Origin of the sequence: Phycicoccus sonneratiae (genome assembly GCF_016887965.1) — a bacterium.
GTDB lineage: Bacteria > Actinomycetota > Actinomycetes > Actinomycetales > Dermatophilaceae > Phycicoccus > Phycicoccus sonneratiae.
The window spans coordinates 259144-276075 of record NZ_JAFDVD010000007.1; the positions used below are offsets into that span (position 1 = coordinate 259144).

Here is a 16932-nt window from a genome sequence, read left to right on the forward strand (position 1 = left end):
CCACGAGGACGTCGCGTCACACGACCCGGGGGGGTTCTCCATGAAGTTCCGCACGCTCGCAGCATCCGCCGCAGCCGCCGTCGCCGCCGTCTGCTCGCTCGTCGTCCCGGTCCAGCCGGCGGCCGCCGCCAGCCCGATCATCATCGTCGACCACAACGTCGCCAAGAGCTGGGACGCCATCCAGGCGACGGTGTCCAAGGCCGTCGAGCTCGGCGCCGAGGGCATCACGATGCAGGAGGTCTGCGTCACCCAGGCCAACGAGATGGACGGGTACTGGGCCGGACGCTGGACCGTCAACTGGTCGGTCAGCAAGAAGGACGGGTGCGGCCCGGGCAACGACGTCGGCACCGTCGCCATCTGGACGGGCGGGGGCAACGGGGTCGACCAGGACCTCGTGCTGCCGCAGGACGGCACGACTCCCGGCGACGACTACGAGACGCGCAACCCGCACCTGACCTGCGTGAAGTACGGCTCCACCCCGGTGCGGCACGTGTGCTCGGCCCACCTCGTGGCGCACGACGTCGAGGGCGTGCGAGGTGCGCAGACGCGGGCGATCAAGAACTACACCGCGGAGTGGATCTCGAACCAGCACTTCGTCGTCGTCGGGGGTGACTTCAACACGGCGCCGACGTCCCCCGCCATGGACTCGATGTACGCGCAGAACGGCAACGGGAACTTCGTCGAGGCGAACCAGATCGAGGACGGGACCCGCACCGGCAACCTCGCCACCCACGCCGTCGGCAAGCTCGACTACGTGTTCTTCTCGACCAACCGCACGGTCTTCCCGGGGGGCGGCGGGATCCAGCTGTTCTCCACCGCCTCGGACCACAAGATGGTCGTCGCCCGGGCCACGGTCACCGCCTGACCCCGCGGGTCGACACCGCGATCGAGCCGATCGGCGCCGGGGGGGGGCCCCCCCCCCGGGGGGGGGCGCGGGGCGGGGGGGGGGGCCCCCCCCCCCCCCCCGGCGGGGCCCGGCGCCGCGCGCGGCGGGGGCCCCCCCCGGCGGGAACGGGCTCGGCCGCCCGCTGCCGTCCCGTCGGTCAGAGGCGGTCGAGCACGAGCCAGCCGCCGTGGTGCTCGTGCACCTCGGCCCGCCAGCCGACCGCCTCCTCGCCCCACCCACGGAGGGTGCCGAGCGTGACCGCCCAGAGGTGCCCGAACTGCTCGCTCGGCACGTCCTCGAGCGGCACGGCGACGACCACCCGGCGCGCGGCCAGCCGGCGGGCCTCGGCGACGACCCGGCCGGCGTGGTCGGGCTCGAGGTGCTCGAGCAGGTGCACCGCGAGGACGGTGTCGGCCGACCGGTCCGGCTCGGGCACGTGCGCCGCGTCGCAGGTGAGCACCCCGACGTCGACACCGAACCGCGGGGCCATCGCGGACAGCAGGCGCATCGTCCCCGCCGAGACGTCGGAGGCCGTGACCGTGCGTCCGGATGCCGCCAGCCGCAGCGCGAGGAAGCCGAAGCAGCTGCCCAGCTCGAGGACCGACCCCGCCCCCACGAGCGACTCCGCGTGCGCGTACACCGGCGCGTAGTCGCGCACGCAGCCGTGCCCCGACGGCCCCGCCGCCGGACCGCGCGCCCCGGCCCGGGCGTGCGCCCCGACGGCGGCGAGGGTGTTGGCGTAGAACGCCTCCCAGGCCACCTCCGGCTCGTCGGCGCAGGTGAGGACCACCCCCGTGAAGACGCGCTCGAACATCTCCGACCCGCGCAGCCACCCGGGCTCGAAGAGCTCGTCCGACAGCAGCCCGGCGAGGTCGTCGTCGACGACGTCGAGGGTCAGGGAGTGCTCGACGACGAGGTCGCCCGCCGCGTCGCGCCCGAGGTCGAAGTGGGCCGTCCGGGCGGTGCCGAGGCGGTGCCGCGCCCCCGCCCCGCGGCGGCGCACGGTGACCACTCCGTCGCGGTAGCAGCCACCGACGGCCGGGGCCAGGGCGTCGATCGGCGCGACGCTCACACCAGCACCTCCCCCATGCGGTGCGAGAACGACTCCAGCGCACCGAGGTTGCGCACGACCTCGATGTGGTCGCAGGACGGCTCGTAGACCGGGAGGTCGCACCGACCCAGCCCCCACGAGTACCGCGGCTCGGGCGTCAGCCAGACGACGTGCCGCGCCCGCCGCGCGATCTCCTCGAAGGTCCCGACCGCGGGGTCCTTGCCGTTGCCGCGCCCGTCACCGATGACGACGACCGTCGTGCGCCGGGTGATCGCCGAGCCGAACTCGTCGAGGAACTGGCGCAGCACCGCCCCGTAGTCCGAGTCGGCGTCGACGTCGACCACCCCGCCGTCCCCGCGGCCGGCCATCACGGTCGCGAGCGCCTGCTGCACGTGGTGGTCGGCGAACAGGTCGGTCACCTCGACGACCTCGTCGACGAAGGCGAAGGAGCGGACCTTCGAGGCCACGGACTGCAGCCCGTGGACGAGGTGCAGCGCGAACCCCGAGGTCGCCCGGACCGACAGCGACACGTCGCAGAGGACGAGCAGCTGCGGCCGGTCCTCCCGCTTGCTCACGAGCACCGGCCGGAAGGGCACGCCGTCGAAGCGCATGTTCGAGCGCATCGTCCGCCGGCTGTCGATGACCCCGCGTCCGGCGACGTGCCGGCGCGGCCGGGGCGCACCGCGCAGCGCCCGGAGCAGCCGCCGGACGGCCTCCTCGAAGGCCAGCCGGTCGGGCTCGGCGAGCACCTCGGCCCGCGCGACGTCGAGCTCGCGCTCCTCGACCTCGGCCTGCGCGGCCATCAGCTGCTCGAGGTGACGCTTGATCTGCTCGGGCAGGCCGGCGAGCAGCGGGGCCAGCGCCTCGCGCAGCGCGGCGACGTCGGGGTCGTCGAGCAGCCGCTCGAGCTCGTCGTCGGGCTCCCCCAGCCAGCTGAGCAGCGCGAGCTCCTCGGCGACCGACAGCTCGACGCCGAGCTCGGCCCCGCGCGCCTCGGTGAGCCGCCCCGGCGCTCCCGGGTTGTGCAGCCGCGACGTCGACACCTGCACCCGCGCGGCCTCGCCCTGGGGCGTCACGCCGTCCTTGGAGAGGACGACCTCGTCGGTCATCGCGGCCATGTCGATCTTGTTGGCCTCCTGGTGCAGGTTGTACTGCTGCGCGAGGTCCTCGGGGCGGAAGAACTCGCGGATGTCCTGCGGCTTGCCGTGGCTGTGGCCCTGCTGCGGGGTGTCGGACAGCTCGTCGGAGATGGTCAGCCCGGTCAGCTCGCCCTCGTCGGACAGGTCGTCGTGGGCGTGGCCGTGCCCCTGCTCCTCGGGCACGACGCGGCGCAGCCGGAAGAACCGGTCGAACACCTCGTCGAAGACCTCCTGGTCGCGGCGGTCCTTGACGAGGGTGACGGCGAGGGCCGACCGCAGCACCTCCCGGTCGGCCATGATGCCCGGCTGCGCGGCCGCCTCGAGCGCGTCGACCGCCTCCGCCACGCTCACCCGCATCCCGTGCAGGCGCAGGAAGCGGATGAAGCGGTGCAGCGAGCTCTCCACGGCAGCCTCCTAGACCGGCCGCTTCTTGGCGCCGCCCCCGCGGAACGAGCGCTGCCCCTGCCCCGGCGCGACCCGCTTCGGTTCTGCTGCACCGGCGCTCGGGGACCCGTAGTACGCCTCGTCGTGGCGCCCGGGCTGGTCTTTCCCGGCCCGCACGTCACGTCCGTCCGGGCCGTCGGCGTCGTCGTGGGAGTGCCCGTGGCCGTGCCCGTGCCCGTGCCCGTGGCCCCGGTCCTCCGGCACGGTCTGGTTCGGGTCGACGAGCCGCGGCAGCTCGCGGGTGGCCAGGCCGAGGTCGCGCTCGTACTTCGTGACGACGTTGAGGGTCTCGGCGAGCACCGGCGCCGACAGCTCGGTGACCCCGAGGACGGCGAGCGTCCGGGCCCAGTCGATGGTCTCCGAGATGCTCGGGGCCTTGCGCAGCTCCAGCCCCCGGAGGCCACGGACCACCCCGACGAGCTGCTCGGCGAGCGCATCGGCCAGGCCGGTGTCCTTGGACCGGATGATCTCGAGCTCGCGCTCCGCGGACGGGTAGTCGAGGAACAGGTGCAGGCAGCGGCGCTTGAGCGCGGCCGACAGGTCGCGGGTGTTGTTCGACGTGAGGACGACGAGAGGCGTGCTCGCGGCGACGAACGTGCCCACCTCCGGCACAGACACCTGGAACTCGGCGAGCAGCTCGAGGAAGACGGCCTCGAGCGCCTCGTCGGCCCGGTCGACCTCGTCGATGAGCAGGACGACCGGGTCCTCGGACGTGATGGCCTCCAGCAGCGGGCGGGCGACGAGGAAGCGCTCGGAGAAGAACACGCTGTCCTGGGCCGCGATCCGCTCGACGGCGCTGCCGATGTCCGGTGCGTCCTCGACGACCTGCCCGATCTTGTCGCGGAGCATCTGCGTGTAGAGCAGCTGCTTGCCGTAGTCCCACTCGTAGAGGGCCTTGGTCTCGTCCTGCCCCTCGTAGCACTGCAACCGGAGCAGCCGTCGGCCCGTCGCGGCGGCGACGCTCTGTGCCAGCTGGGTCTTGCCGACGCCCGCCGGCCCCTCGAGGAGCAACGGCTTGCCGAGTGCCGACTGGAGGAACGCCGTCGTCGCGAGCCGGTCGTCGGTGAGGTACCCCACCTCCCGCAGCCGCTCGCGCGCGTCCTCGACGCTCGCGAAGGTGGTGGGCGTTGGGTCGGTGTCCGTCACGGGTCCTCCAGCGGCGTCGGTGGGGATGGTGCCGGTGCCGCCCGGCGGCGCGTCGCGCGCCGGGCGGCACCGGGGTCGTCACGACAGCAGGTCGTCGAGGTCACCGTTCATGCAGTGGTCCACGACCGGCCGCACGGTCTCGAAGGTGCACTCCTTGGCGTTGCCCGGGGTGCAGGCGTCGCCGAGGACGTGGTTCGTGATGCGGTCGACGTCCGCCTCGTCACCGGTGATCGTCTTCGCGTTCTCGTAGAACTTCGTCGGGCCCTGTCCCAGACGGTTCTTCGAGTACGTGTCGGCGGTGACGTCGGTGAACTTCTCGGTGATGCCCACGTCGCGCAGCAGCCGGATGGCGGCCTCGAGCGCGGCGTCGGCCGCCTGCACGTCGGTCATCCCGTAGGTGTCGACGCCCATCGCCTCGGCCATCTCGGCGAACCGCTTGTACTGGGTGGGCATGTTGAAGGCCCAGACCCGCGGCAGCGCGATCGCGTTGTTCAGCCCGTGGTGGGTGTCGTAGAACGCGGACACCGCGTGGCTGATCGAGTGGATGATGCCGAGGCCGCCGGAGTTGAACGCCTGCGCGGCGATGTACTGCGCGTACATCATCCCCTGGCGGCCGGCGAGGTCCTGGCCGTTCCAGACCGCCTGGCGCAGGTTCTCCGCCGTGAGCTTGATGGCCCGCAGCGCGTTGCCGAGCGAGGGCTCGAAGTTGAGCCGCGAGACGTAGGGCTCGCTCGCGTGGGCGAGGACGTCGAAGCCGCACTGGGCCGTGTAGTCGACCGGGCAGTCGTAGTAGAGCACCGGGTCGTCGATGGCCAGCGTCGTCACCGACGCGTCGTCGAACGCGACGTACTTGTGCGGGTTGTCCGGGTCGGTCGTCGTGTCGGTGATGACGTACGCCCAGGACGTCTCCGACCCCGTGCCGGCCGTCGTCGAGACCGCGATGTGCGGCGGGTTCTTCGGGTTCTCCGACTTGTTGAAGCCCTCGAACTCGTTGACGTTGCGGCCGTCGTGGGCCACCGCGATGCGGGCGCCCTTGCAGGCGTCGTGCGAGCTGCCGCCACCGATGGACACGAACGAGTCGCACTCGTTGTCCTGGTAGAGCGACACCGCGTCCATGACGTTGTAGTCCTTGGGGTTGGACTCGACCTTGTCGTACACGACGACTTCGAGGCCGTGGTACTTCATCGACTCCACGATCTTGTGGACGACGTCCGTGCCGCGGAGGCCGGAGGTCATCACGAGGGTCTTGCGGAAGCCCAGCTTGAGGGCCTCGGGACCGATCATCTCGTGGGCGCCCGGGCCCATGAGCGCGCGGGGGAAGGGGTGGAACTCCTTGATGGGGAACGGTTTCAGTAGCTCGTCGACCTGCATGGAACATCCTCCTCGTTGAGGCAGTCTCGGACCAGCGACCTCGACGCTAGGGACGGCCGCCCGGCGTGGGTAGACGAGGTCGTGGAAACCGCCCGCCCCGCCCGGGCCGGGCCCCTTCGCCGGACGGTGGTCGCACCCCACCGACCGGGCAGGTGGCCACCCCTCCCCTGCCCGGTCCGGCAGGCCGCGCCCGTGCGGGCGACGGGTGGGCCGCGACGGCGCCCGTTCCTAGCGTGGGGTGACGGCCCCACGACGGGGTCCGGCCACCACCGACGCAGCTGGGAAGGAGTCGCCATGACCCCCGAGGACCTGGGCCAGGACACGACCACCGAGGCCACCGAGGCCGGGCGCGAGGAGCTGCTCGCCGACGCCCTCGTCGAGGACGTGTCGATCGACGGCATGTGCGGCGTCTACTGAGGCCGCCGTGCTCGAGCAGCCCTGGGAGCTGAACGGCTCGGTGGCCATCCGCCCCGAGCCGTTCGGCGCCCTGCTCTACGACTTCACGACCCGGCGCCTGACCTTCCTCAAGGACCGGCGCCTCGTCGCGGTCGTCGAGGGCCTGGCCGACGCCCCGACCGTCGGTGACGCCCTCGAGCGCGCCGGCGTCCCGGCCGCCGAGCGCGCCGGCTTCGACGCCGCGCTGCACCGGCTCGCCGAGCAGCGGATGATCACGAGGAGGACCGCATGACCCTCGCCCCCGAGCGCCCCGCCACCGGGACCCGGCTCGTCGACCACTTCGAGCACGGCCTCGACGCCCCCATCTGCCTCACCTGGGAGCTCACCTACGCCTGCAACCTCGCGTGCGTGCACTGCCTCTCCTCCTCCGGCCGCCGTGACCCGCGCGAGCTGACGACGGAGGAGTGCTTCGGGCTCATCGAGGAGTTCGAGGCGATGAAGGTGTTCTACGTGAACATCGGCGGCGGCGAGCCCACCGTCCGTCCCGACTTCTGGGAGATCGTCGACCACGCCGTCGCCCACCACGTCGGGGTCAAGTTCTCCACCAACGGTTTCCGCATAACCCCCGAGCGTGCCGAGCGGTTGGCGCGCACCGACTACGTCGACGTGCAGGTCTCCCTCGACGGCGCCACCGCCGAGGTCAACGACCGCGTCCGCGGCGCCGGCACCTTCGACGCCGCCCTGCGCGCCCTGCGCAACCTGCGCGACGCCGGGATGCAGGACACCAAGCTCTCGGTCGTCTGCACCCGCGAGAACGTCCCCCAGCTCGACCGGTTCAAGGAGATCGCCGACGAGCACGGGGCGATGCTGCGGCTGACCCGCCTGCGCCCGGCCGGCCGCGGCGCCGACGTGTGGCACGAGCTGCACCCGCTCCCCGAGCAGCAGCGCGAGATCTACGACTGGCTCGTCGCGCACGGCAAGGGCGTGCTCACCGGCGACTCGTTCTTCCACCTCGCCGCCTACGGCGACGCGCTGCCCGGCCTCAACCTCTGCGGCGCCGGCCGGGTCGTCTGCCTCGTCGACCCCGTCGGCGACGTCTACGCCTGCCCGTTCGCCATCCACGACCGCTTCCTCGCCGGGAACGTGCGTGGCGACGGGTTCGGCAGCGTGTGGCGCGACGCCCCACTCTTCGCAGACCTGCGCTCGCCGCAGACCGGTGGCGCCTGCACCCGCTGCTCGGCGTACGACGCCTGCCGGGGAGGCTGCATGGCGGCCAAGTTCTTCACCGGGCTGCCGCTCGACGGCCCCGACCCGGAGTGCGTCAAGGGCAACGCCACGGGTGCACTGGCGGCGGTCGCCGACGGCACCCGACCGGCACCCTCCCAGGACCACAGCCACAGCGGTCCGGTGCGCAACGCCCCCGTCCCCGTGACGATCGCCCGCCGCCCACCGGCCTCTCCGTGCGACGAGAGCCCCCTCGGCGCCGGCCGGGACCCGTTGACGACGGGCTGACCCGTGGACCTCGGCACGCGCACCTCCGGCGCCGACCTGCGCGGCGCGACGGTCCTCGTGCCGCTCGGGGCGCTCGAGCAGCACGGTGCGCACCTCCCGCTGCGCACCGACTCGGCGGTCGCCCGCGCCGTGTCCGACGCCGTGGCGGGGCGGCTCGACGACCGCCCGGTGCTCGTCGCGCCCGTCGTCGAGTACGGCGCCAGCGGCGAGCACGAGGACTTCCCGGGCACCGTGTCGATCGGCACCGAGGCCCTCGTCCACCTCGTCGTCGAGCTCGTCCGCTCGGTACGGCGCTGGTGCGGTCCGGTCGTCCTCGTCACCGGGCACGGGGGCAACGCCGAGGCGCTCGACCGGGCCGTGGGGCAGCTGCGCCGCGAGTCGCACGACGTCGCGTGGACCTCGTGCGCCGAGCCGGGGTGGGACGCCCACGCCGGTCGCGCTGAGACCTCGCTGCTGCTCGCCCTCGAGCCCGACACGGTCCGGATGGACGCCGCCGCCGCCGGGCCGGTCGAGCCGGTCGCCGCGCTCCTCCCCCGGCTGCGGGCCGGTGGCGTGGCCGCCGTCTCGCCCGGCGGTGTCCTCGGCGACCCGGTCGGCGCCACGGCCGAGGAGGGCGAGGACCTCCTCGAGCGGCTCGTCGACCGGGTGACCCGTCAGGTGCGGTCCGGGCTCGTCGACGACGCCGGCCGGCTCCTGCGCCCGACCTCGTCGGAGGTGCCGGCGTGAGCGCCGGCCCGGTCGCGGTCGTCGGCGGGGGCGCCCGCGGCATCGGCGCCGCCGTCGCCCGGCGGCTCGCCGCCCGCGGACCGGTCGTCGTCCTCGACGCACTCGACACCGACACCCTCGGCTACCGCCACGCCACCGCGGTCGATGCCGACGGCCTCCGCGCCGACGGCATCGAGGTGACCGACCTCGACCTGCGCGACCTCGCGGCCACCCGCGCGGCCGTCGACGACGTCGCCGCACGGCACGGACGGCTCGACGTCGCCGTGAGCACCGCATCGGTCATCGCCGGCGGGAACCCCCTGTGGGAGACGGCCTCCGAGGTCCGTGACGTCCTCCTCGCCGCCGACGCGGCGACGGCGTGGAACCTCGCGGCCGCGGCCGTCCCGCACCTCCTGGCCCGCCCGGCCGGCGACCGTCCCACCGTGTGCGTCACGACCTCGGTCGCCGGCGAGCGCGGCCTCTACGGGCTGTCCGCCTACGTCGTCGCCAAGCACGCCGCGACGGGCGTCGTGCGCGCCCTCGCCGCCGACCTCGCCGGCACGTCGGTCACCGCGGTCGGCGTCGCCCCGGGAGCCACCGACACCGAGATGCTCGTCGCCACGGCCCGCCTCTACGGCCTCGACGACGTCGCCACGCTCGCCGAGCACCAGGCGTCACGGCGCGCCCTCGACCCCGACGAGGTCGCCGCCGTCGTCGAGCTCGCCTGCACGGCCGGGCCGGTCGTCCACGGAGCCGTCCTCCCCGCGGACGGGGGGTTCGGCCGTGGCTGACCTCCCCCGCGGGTTCCGGGTGCGCCTCGCCGCCGACACCCACCGCTGCGACGACGGCCGCACCCTCTTCGGGGGGTCCTCCGGCCGGCTCGTCCACCTGCGGCCCGCGGCCCTCGAGCGGCTCGACGAGCGGGACGCGCTCGTCGTCGACGACCCCACCTCCGCCCGGGTCGCCCGGATGCTCCTCGACCGCGGTCTCGCCCACCCGTGGTGGAACGGCTCGCCCCCCGCCCCGACGACCGACGTCACCGTGGTCGTCCCCGTCCTCGACCGCCCCGGCCCGCTCGACCGGCTGCTCTCCGGGCTGGGCGGCGTGCCGGCCGTGGTCGTCGACGACGGCTCCCGCGACCCCGCCGCCCTCGTCGAGGTCTGCCGGCGCCACGACGCGCGCTACGTCCGCCACCCCGAGCGCCGGGGCCCGGCCGCCGCCCGCAACACCGGCCTGCGCACCGTGACCTCCGACGTCGTCGCGTTCGTCGACTCCGACGTCGTCCTCGACGCGGCCGCGCTCGCGGCCCTGCGGCGCCACCTCGAGGACCCGGCCGTCGCCCTCGTCGCGCCCCGGGTGCTCGGCCTCGACGAGGGACGGGGGGTCCTGGCGCGCTTCGAGGCGGCCCGCTCCTCCCTCGACCTCGGGCCCTCCCCCGCCCGCGTGCACCCGCACGGCCGGGTGTCGTACGTCCCGAGTGCCGTGCTGCTCGGACGGCGGGACGCGCTCGGACGCGGCTTCGACGAGGCGCTCGAGGTCGCCGAGGACGTCGACCTCGTGTGGCGCCTCGCGCGCGAGCACGTCGTCCGCTACGACCCGTCGGTCGTCGTCCGCCACGAGCACCGGACCACCACGACCGCCTGGTTGCGCCGGAAGGCGTTCTACGGCAGCGGTGCCGCGCTGCTCGCCGCCCGACACGGCGATGCCGTGGCGCCGGCCGTCCTCGCCCCGTGGGCCGCCGTCGCGGCGGGGGCCGTCCTCGCGCAGCGGCGCTGGAGCCTGCCGGTCGCCCTCGCCGCCACCGCGTTCGCCGAGCGGTCCCTCGCCCGCCGGCTCCGGGGCAGCGACCGGCCGCACCGGGCCGCCGTCGCCGTGCTCGCCGTCGGGCTCCACGCCACGCTCACCCAGACCGCCGGCCTCCTCGTCCGCCACCACTGGCCGGTCACCGCGGCCCTCGCGCCGTTCTCGCGCCGCGCCCGCCGGGCCGCCCTCGTGGCCGCCGTCGTCGACGGGGTGCTCGACCACCACCGCGTCCGCCCGGACCTCGACCTGCCCCGCTACGTCGCGCTCCGGCGGGCCGAGGACCTCGCCTACGGCGCCGGCCTCTGGTGGGGCTGCCTGCGCGCCCGCTCGGCCCGCGCCCTCCTGCCCTCCCTCCGCACCCGCAGCACCCCCGTCAGCACCGACTCCACCGACACCCCACGAGAGGCCACCCCATGAGCAGCACCGGATGGTTCGAGACCGTCGCCGAGGCGCAGCGCCGGGCCGAGAAGCGGCTCCCCCGCTCGGTCTACAAGGCCCTGCTCGCCGGCTCCGAGCGCGGCCTGACCTACGAGGACAACATCGCCGCGTTCTCCGAGCTCGGGTTCGCACCGCACGTCGCCGGGGGGCCCGCCGAGCGCTCGCTCGCGACCTCCGTCATGGGCGTCGACCTCGCGCTGCCGGTCATCATCTCCCCCACCGGCGTCCAGGCCGTCCACCCCGAGGGCGAGGTCGCCGTCGCCCGGGCGGCCGCGGCCCGCGGCACGGCCATCGGGCTCAGCTCGTTCGGCTCGAGCAGCATCGAGGACGTCGTCGCCGCGAACCCGAACACCTTCTTCCAGATCTACTGGTCCGGCGGGCGCGACACGATCGAGCAGCGCTTCGAGCGGGCCCGGGCCGCCGGCGCCAAGGGCGTGATCGCCACGCTCGACTGGACGTTCTCGCACGGCCGCGACTGGGGCAGCCCGACCATCCCGGAGGCCCTGACCCCGAGGGCGATGATGTCCTTCGCGCCCGAGGTCATCCGCAAGCCGCGGTGGCTGCTCGACTTCGTCCGCTCCGGAGCCCTGCCGGACCTCACCACACCGAACATGGGCGCCCCCGGCCAGAAGGGCCCGACCTTCTTTGGGGCCTACGGCGAGTGGATGACCACGCCGCCGCCGTCGTGGGAGGACATCGCCTGGATGCGCGAGGCGTGGGGCGGACCGTTCATGCTCAAGGGCATCTGCCGGGTCGACGACGCCCGCCGCGCCGTCGACGCCGGCGTCACGGCCATCTCGGTCTCGACCCACGGCGGCAACAACCTCGACGGCATCCCCGGCGCGATCCGGATGCTCCCCGGCATCGCCGAGGCGGTGGGTGACGAGGTCGAGGTCGTCTTCGACTCCGGCATCCGGCGCGGCGGCGACGTCGTCAAGGCGCTGGCCCTCGGCGCCCGCGCGGTGATGATCGGCCGGGCCTACCTCTGGGGTCTGGCCGCCAACGGGCAGGCGGGGGTCGAGAACGTCCTCGACATCCTCTCCGGTGGCATCTCCTCGGCCCTGCTCGGGCTCGGGAAGGCCTCGGTGCACGACCTCACCCCGGACGACGTGCTCGTGCCCGAGGGGTTCACCCGGACGCTCGGGGCGGTGCCCGCGTGACACCCTGACCGGGTGAAGCGCTTCCTCCTCGGGGTGGTCACCACCCTCGCCGTGCTCGCCGTGGCGGCCGTCGCCCTCCTGCTCTCGCTCGGCTCGGGCGGCGGCGCGTCGCCCTCACCGTCCACGGCCGCACCGAGCGTCTCGCCCTCCGCGCCCGCCGACCTCGCCGCCGACGAGACGTGGCTCGGCACGGTGCGGGTCGACAGCGCGGACGTCGTCGCCGAGGAGGGCTCGCTCACCGACGTCCGGGCCGACGGCACCGGCGTGCGGTTCGGACCGGACGGCCTGCGCGCCCAGCGCCTCGACCTCACCGCGACCCTGCCGTTCGGCACGGTGGCTCCCCGCGTCGGCGACGGGGTGCGCCTCTTCCCGGCCGGTAACGGCCTGGCCGGCGTCGAGCGCACGGCGACCATCCTCGGCCGCGACGTCACGCTGCGGGCCACCGGCCGCGTCGTCGCGTCCGGCGGCGACCTCCTCATCGAGCCCGAGACCGTCGACCTCGGCGGTCCCTCGTTCGTCGACTCGGCCGCGAGCGCCCTGGCGCGGCGGCTCGTCACCATCCGTCAGGACGTCCCCGGTGCGCCCGACGGCATGGTGCTGCGCGAGGTCCGGGTGACCCCCGTGGGCTTCGCCGTGCGCCTCGACGGCGCCGACGTGACGATCGGCCGCTGACCGGCTAGAACCGCCCGACGACCTCGACCCCGGTCGCCTGCACGACCCGGCCGAGCTCGTCGTACGCGACGACCGCGACCTGCCCGGCCCGCGAGATCGCCCGGGCGTCCCGCGCGTCGTGGCGTCCGAGGCGCAGCACCTCGTGGTCGGCGAGGTCCGGGTACCGGGTCGCGAGCGAGGACGGCAGGCCGCGCGGGTCGAGGGTCAGGGGGATCGAGGAGCCCCCGACCGTCTCGGCGTCGAGCGCCAGCGACCCGGCCGCGCCCCAGTGCAGCCGGTAGGTCCACCGGCCGCGGGCGTCGGGGAGGTTCCACGACACGAGGTCGCGCGTCAGCCAGGACGCCCGCTTGGTCGTGAGGTCGGGACCGAGGTCGGGCACGAAGGTGTCGACGGACAGCGTCGAGGTCGAGCGCTGGAACGAGATCGTCGTGGCCTCCCCCTCGCCCACCGTGAACGACACCGGCCCGGTGGACCCGACCGAGACCGAGTACGTCCCCGCGGGGATGCCGATCGTCGAGAACGAGTACGTGCCGTCCCGGTCCGGGTCCTGCAGCCAGGAGCGCATGCACGACGCGTCGCCGTCGGTCGGGCAGCCCAGCTCGGACTGGAAGTCACCGGTCGCCACGAGCACGGGGTCGAGCGCGGTGTTGGTCACCCACTTGGTCCGGTAGTCGAAGTAGAACGACACCGGGCTGCCGTCGGCCGTGTACGCGATGTCCGAGCCGTTGCGCTTGCCTCCCGCCCCGTAGTTCTCGTCCCACGAGCGGTTGACGGCCGCCTTGAACGCGTACTGGCCGGCCTTCGGGGTGAACGTGCCCTTCCACACCTGGTCGTCGTCGAGGGTCAGCTGCACGGCGTCGCACGGCGGGTCCCAGTCGGCCGCGCAGCCGATCTCGTCGCCGTGGCTACCGGGCACCGAGACGGCGCCCGGCTGGGTGATCGGTCCGAGGACGACGCCGGGGTCGGCCGGCGGCTGCGGCTGGCCCACGACGGCGCTCGTCGAGACGACCCCGAGGTCGCCGTCGTGGTCGCGGGCGATCGCCCGGTACTCGACGGGCGTGCCCTGGGCGAGGCCGCGCACGTCGTGGAAGACACGGTACGGCGCGTTGTCGTCGGTGCCGAGCACCTGCCAGCGCGTCGAGCCCACGGGCCGCCAGGCGAAGGTGACCTGGGTGAAGTCGCCACCGGGCACCGTGACGCCCACCTCGGCCCGCCCGGAGACGATGCCGGCCGCACCGGGCGCCACGAACTGCGGGCGGGGTGCGACCCGGTCGCCCCGCAGCCGGGAGGTCGCGCGGTACACGACGGCCGACAGCGGCGGGACGCTGACGGTGACCCGCCCCTCCGCGTCGGTCCGCAGGTGCTTCGGCGCCGACGCCGGCCAGACGGCCTTGAGCGTGCTGCGGGCCGGCTGGTAGGTGGCGAAGGTCGCCGTCTTCGCCGTCTCCGCGTTGTTGACGGCGACGACGTACTCGACCTTCTCCTGCGGGTCCATCCGGCTGAAGGCGAAGATGCCGGCGCTGTTCGAGGCGAAGCGGTGGATCTGGGCACCGTCGGCCAGGGCCGGGTGGCGGTCGCGGAGCTTCGCCAGCTCGGCGATGTGCCGGTACAGCGGGTGCTTCGTGTCGTAGTTCGCGTCGGCGGTCGTGGCGTCCGTGCCGATGAGGTCGTAGGTGTCGTTGTGCAGCGCCACCTTGCTCGGGAACATGTCCTCGCGCGCACGCTGGTCGCCGATCCCGCCGGGGACGTCCTTCGGGGCCGAGAACCCCTGCTCGTCGCCGTAGTACACGACCGGCTGGCCGCGGGTCAGGTACATCAGCGAGTGCGCCAGCTCGTCGCGCTGCAGCAGCTGGGCGTCGGTCCACGTGCCCTCCTGCCGCAGGAAGCTGCCGACGCGGCCCATGTCGTGGTTGCCGAGGAAGGTCGGCAGCGAGTACGCGTTGGAGTCGGCGTCGGTGAAGTAGTCGTCGAGGGCGTAGAAGTCGCGCAGCTCGCTCGTCGGCTTGCTCTTGGCGAAGTTCACCCCGCTGCCCTGGAAGCCGAAGTCGACGGTGGCCTGGAGGCGGCCCTCGGTCGTGTACTGCGACATGAACCGCGGGTCGGCGTCGTAGACCTCGCCGAACATGAAGAAGTCCTTGTTGCCGACCGACGCCGCGTATCCCTGCAGCGCCGGGCCGAACTGCTTCCAGAAGTCCATGTTGACGTGCTTGACGGTGTCGATCCGGAAGCCGTCGACGCCGGCCTCCTTCACCCAGGTCTTGTAGACGTCCTCCATGCCCTGGACGACCTGGGGGCGCTCGGTCCAGAGGTCGTCGAGGGCCGAGCGGTTGCCGGACGGGAAGTCGCCGTACTCGCTGTTCTCGCCGGAGAAGGTCGAGGTGCCGCGGTTGTGGTACATCGTCGGGTCGTTGAGCCAGGCCGGCACCTTGGCCGTCTTGTCCGCCTCGGTGCGGAAGGTCGGCACGTACGGGAACGAGGTGGCGGCGTCGACCTCGGGGAAGTCGTCACCGATCATCGTGAAGTCGCGGTCGTCGAAGGGCTTGCCCTGGGCGTCCGTGTACGGCGACTCCGCCTTCGTGCGGTACGGCACCTGGCCCTGGTCGTCGTAGGCCGACGACGGGTAGTCGAGGACGTCGGCCGTGTGGTTCGTGATGATGTCGAAGAAGACCTTGATCCCGCGCTTGTGGGCGAGGTCGATGAGCTGCTTGAGCTCGGCGTTGGTGCCGAGGTGCGGGTCGATCTGGGTGAAGTCGGTGACCCAGTAGCCGTGGTAGCCGGCCGACTCCGACCCCGGCTCGCCCTGCACCGGCTTGTTCTTGAACGAGGGCGTCATCCAGATGGCCGTCGTCCCGAGCCCCTCGATGTAGTCGAGCTTCTTCATGAGGCCCTTGAGGTCACCCCCGTGGTAGAAGCCCTGGTCGGTGGGGTCGAACCCGGTGCTGCTGCGCGAGCCGGTGAGCCCGCCCGTGTCGTTCGCGGTGCTGCCGTTGGCGAACCGGTCGGCCATGACGAAGTAGAAGTTCTCGCGGGTCAGGTCCTTGCGCAGGCCGTCCTTCGCGAGACGGGCGTCGGTGCTCGTCGGCCGGCTCGGCGGCGCGGACGCCGGGCCCACCCGCACCCGGTGGGTCGCGTGGTCGTAGGTGAAGCGCAGCCTCGTCGGCGCGGTGACCGGGAGCGGGATGTTGCCGTCGGGCAGGCCGAAGGTCGCGTCGCCGTAGCTCTCGGTCCACGACCCGTCGAGCCGGACCTTGTAGAGGTAGTTCCCCGCCGGGACGGTGAAGGTGCGGGCGAACACCCCCGGCGACCCACTGACGGGCAGCAGGTCGGTGGCCGTGCAGTCCTCGGACCAGTCTGCGGGACAACCCAGCTCGCTCATCAGGTCACCCATGAGCGTCACCCGGGAGGGCGTCGGGGTGTGGTCGGCCACGGCGGGCGAGACCCCGACGACGGCGCCGGCGAGGACCAGGGCCCCGGCGGCGAGGACGGACAGGCGTCGACGGGGACGAAGCATCGGTGCTCCTCGGGGTGGGTCGACGGCGGCGGCCGTCCGGCTCGGGCGTGCGAGTCGAAACCTAGGTGCGAAAACGCTTTACATGAAGGCCCGGGGCGGACAACTGACGAAGTCTTTACCCGGCCGGCGGGCGCCACCACGGGTCGCGGCCGATGAACCCGAGCAGCCGGGTCTGCGGGTCGGCGTCGTCCGGCACCGGGACCCGGGGGCCGTACTGCCCGGAGGAGCGCATCGACTCCTCGACGCCGGCCATCCCCTCGACGAGGGCGGCGCAGACCTCCGGGTCCATCCGGTCGTCCTGCCCGGTGGCCCGCGCCAGGTCCCACGTGTGGAGCAGGACGTCGGTCGTGTAGATCATGTCGGTCGCCTGCGCCACGGTCATCGACCCGAGGTGCGGGTTGTCGAGGCGCTGCCCGGCCGTGGCCGGGTCGTCGAGGAGGGCCTGCACGGCCGCCGTCTGCGCCTCCCAGGCGCCGACCGGGTCCTCGGCCGCGCTCGGCTGCGCCGGGAACGCGACACCGCTGGTGGCGAGGAACGCCGGGAACCACGTCGTCAGGTGCTCGACGACGGCCCGGGCGTCCCACCCCTCCACCGGGGCCGGCACGTCCCAGTCGCGGGTGCCGCGGACCCGCGCGCCGAAGGTCGAGGCGACCTCACGGTGCCGGTCGGCGGGGGTCTGCGGGTCCATCCGTGCTCCT

Annotated in this window: 15 protein-coding genes; 9 read left to right on the top strand and 6 right to left on the bottom strand. The window is 73.7% G+C overall.

The genetic code is table 11. From position 1 onward, the window contains the following. The first annotated feature begins 40 nt into the window (after positions 1–40). Entirely contained in the window at positions 41–865 is an 825-nt protein-coding gene (locus JQN70_RS06685) for an endonuclease/exonuclease/phosphatase family protein (RefSeq protein ID WP_204130540.1), read from the top strand. 178 nt (positions 866–1043) lie between these two features. Here JQN70_RS06685 and mftM read toward each other — a convergent pair whose 3' ends face one another. The 4 genes from mftM to mdo form a co-directional block, all read right to left on the bottom strand. Continuing rightward, complete coding sequence (mftM, locus tag JQN70_RS06690) at positions 1044–1958, bottom strand: mycofactocin oligosaccharide methyltransferase MftM (protein ID WP_204130541.1); 915 nt, start codon at positions 1956–1958, stop codon at positions 1044–1046. Further along, on the bottom strand, positions 1955–3481 hold the full coding sequence (locus JQN70_RS20845) for a VWA domain-containing protein (protein ID WP_204130542.1): 1527 nt from the start codon (positions 3479–3481) through the stop codon (positions 1955–1957). The genes mftM and JQN70_RS20845 overlap by 4 nt, the downstream gene beginning before the upstream one ends. 9 nt (positions 3482–3490) lie before the next feature. Then, the gene (locus JQN70_RS06700; RefSeq protein ID WP_204130543.1) at positions 3491–4666 is read right to left on the bottom strand and encodes an AAA family ATPase; all 1176 of its coding nucleotides are present in this window, start codon (positions 4664–4666) and stop codon (positions 3491–3493) included. A gap of 78 nt (positions 4667–4744) precedes the next feature. Next, entirely contained in the window at positions 4745–6037 is a 1293-nt protein-coding gene (gene mdo, locus JQN70_RS06705; RefSeq protein WP_204130544.1) for an NDMA-dependent methanol dehydrogenase, read from the bottom strand. Between the two features lie 294 nt (positions 6038–6331). On the opposite strand from mdo, the gene mftA reads away from it, so the two are divergent. The 8 genes from mftA to JQN70_RS06745 are packed head-to-tail and all read left to right on the top strand — an operon-like array spanning position 6332 to position 12723. Further along, positions 6332–6454: a mycofactocin precursor MftA gene (gene mftA, locus JQN70_RS06710; protein WP_204130545.1), complete on the top strand. Its 123-nt coding sequence runs from the start codon at positions 6332–6334 to the stop codon at positions 6452–6454. A gap of 7 nt (positions 6455–6461) precedes the next feature. After that, the gene (gene mftB, locus JQN70_RS06715; RefSeq protein ID WP_204130546.1) at positions 6462–6725 is read left to right on the top strand and encodes a mycofactocin biosynthesis chaperone MftB; all 264 of its coding nucleotides are present in this window, start codon (positions 6462–6464) and stop codon (positions 6723–6725) included. Beyond that, positions 6722–7945, top strand: a complete 1224-nt coding sequence (mftC, locus tag JQN70_RS06720; RefSeq protein WP_204130547.1) for a mycofactocin radical SAM maturase — start codon at positions 6722–6724, stop codon at positions 7943–7945. The genes mftB and mftC overlap by 4 nt, the downstream gene beginning before the upstream one ends. Positions 7946–7948: 3 nt before the next feature. Then, on the top strand, positions 7949–8671 hold the full coding sequence (gene mftE / locus JQN70_RS06725; protein WP_204130548.1) for a mycofactocin biosynthesis peptidyl-dipeptidase MftE: 723 nt from the start codon (positions 7949–7951) through the stop codon (positions 8669–8671). Beyond that, positions 8668–9441 carry a mycofactocin-coupled SDR family oxidoreductase gene (locus tag JQN70_RS06730; protein ID WP_204130549.1) on the top strand — a complete coding sequence of 258 codons (774 nt, stop codon included), beginning with the start codon at positions 8668–8670 and terminating at the stop codon, positions 9439–9441. The genes mftE and JQN70_RS06730 overlap by 4 nt, the downstream gene beginning before the upstream one ends. Further along, positions 9434–10870 carry a mycofactocin biosynthesis glycosyltransferase MftF gene (mftF, locus tag JQN70_RS06735; RefSeq protein WP_204130550.1) on the top strand — a complete coding sequence of 479 codons (1437 nt, stop codon included), beginning with the start codon at positions 9434–9436 and terminating at the stop codon, positions 10868–10870. The genes JQN70_RS06730 and mftF overlap by 8 nt, the downstream gene beginning before the upstream one ends. After that, positions 10867–12051 (top strand): pre-mycofactocin synthase MftD, encoded by a 1185-nt coding sequence (gene mftD / locus JQN70_RS06740; RefSeq protein ID WP_204130551.1) that lies wholly within the window; start codon positions 10867–10869, stop codon positions 12049–12051. The genes mftF and mftD overlap by 4 nt, the downstream gene beginning before the upstream one ends. A gap of 12 nt (positions 12052–12063) precedes the next feature. Then, complete coding sequence (locus JQN70_RS06745; RefSeq protein WP_204130552.1) at positions 12064–12723, top strand: LmeA family phospholipid-binding protein; 660 nt, start codon at positions 12064–12066, stop codon at positions 12721–12723. Positions 12724–12727: 4 nt separating this feature from the next. On the opposite strand, the gene JQN70_RS06750 is transcribed toward JQN70_RS06745, so the two are convergent. Together JQN70_RS06750 and JQN70_RS06755 are read right to left on the bottom strand one after the other, a co-directional pair. Further along, entirely contained in the window at positions 12728–16234 is a 3507-nt protein-coding gene (locus JQN70_RS06750) for an alpha-amylase family glycosyl hydrolase (RefSeq protein WP_204130553.1), read from the bottom strand. 115 nt (positions 16235–16349) lie between these two features. Next, complete coding sequence (locus tag JQN70_RS06755) at positions 16350–16922, bottom strand: TIGR03086 family metal-binding protein (RefSeq protein WP_204130554.1); 573 nt, start codon at positions 16920–16922, stop codon at positions 16350–16352. Positions 16923–16932: the final 10 nt, after the last annotated feature.

Excerpts from the sequence above, each read along its gene's own strand:
- JQN70_RS06685 (WP_204130540.1), top strand. The coding sequence starts at position 41 with ATGAAGTTCCGCACGCTCGCAGCATCCGCCGCAGCCGCCGTCGCCGCC.
- mdo (WP_204130544.1), bottom strand. The coding sequence starts at position 6,037 with ATGCAGGTCGACGAGCTACTGAAACCGTTCCCCATCAAGGAGTTCCAC.
- mftA (WP_204130545.1), top strand. The coding sequence starts at position 6,332 with ATGACCCCCGAGGACCTGGGCCAGGACACGACCACCGAGGCCACCGAG.
- mftC (WP_204130547.1), top strand. The coding sequence starts at position 6,722 with ATGACCCTCGCCCCCGAGCGCCCCGCCACCGGGACCCGGCTCGTCGAC.
- mftD (WP_204130551.1), top strand. The coding sequence starts at position 10,867 with ATGAGCAGCACCGGATGGTTCGAGACCGTCGCCGAGGCGCAGCGCCGG.
- JQN70_RS06750 (WP_204130553.1), bottom strand. The coding sequence starts at position 16,234 with ATGCTTCGTCCCCGTCGACGCCTGTCCGTCCTCGCCGCCGGGGCCCTG.
- JQN70_RS06755 (WP_204130554.1), bottom strand. The coding sequence starts at position 16,922 with ATGGACCCGCAGACCCCCGCCGACCGGCACCGTGAGGTCGCCTCGACC.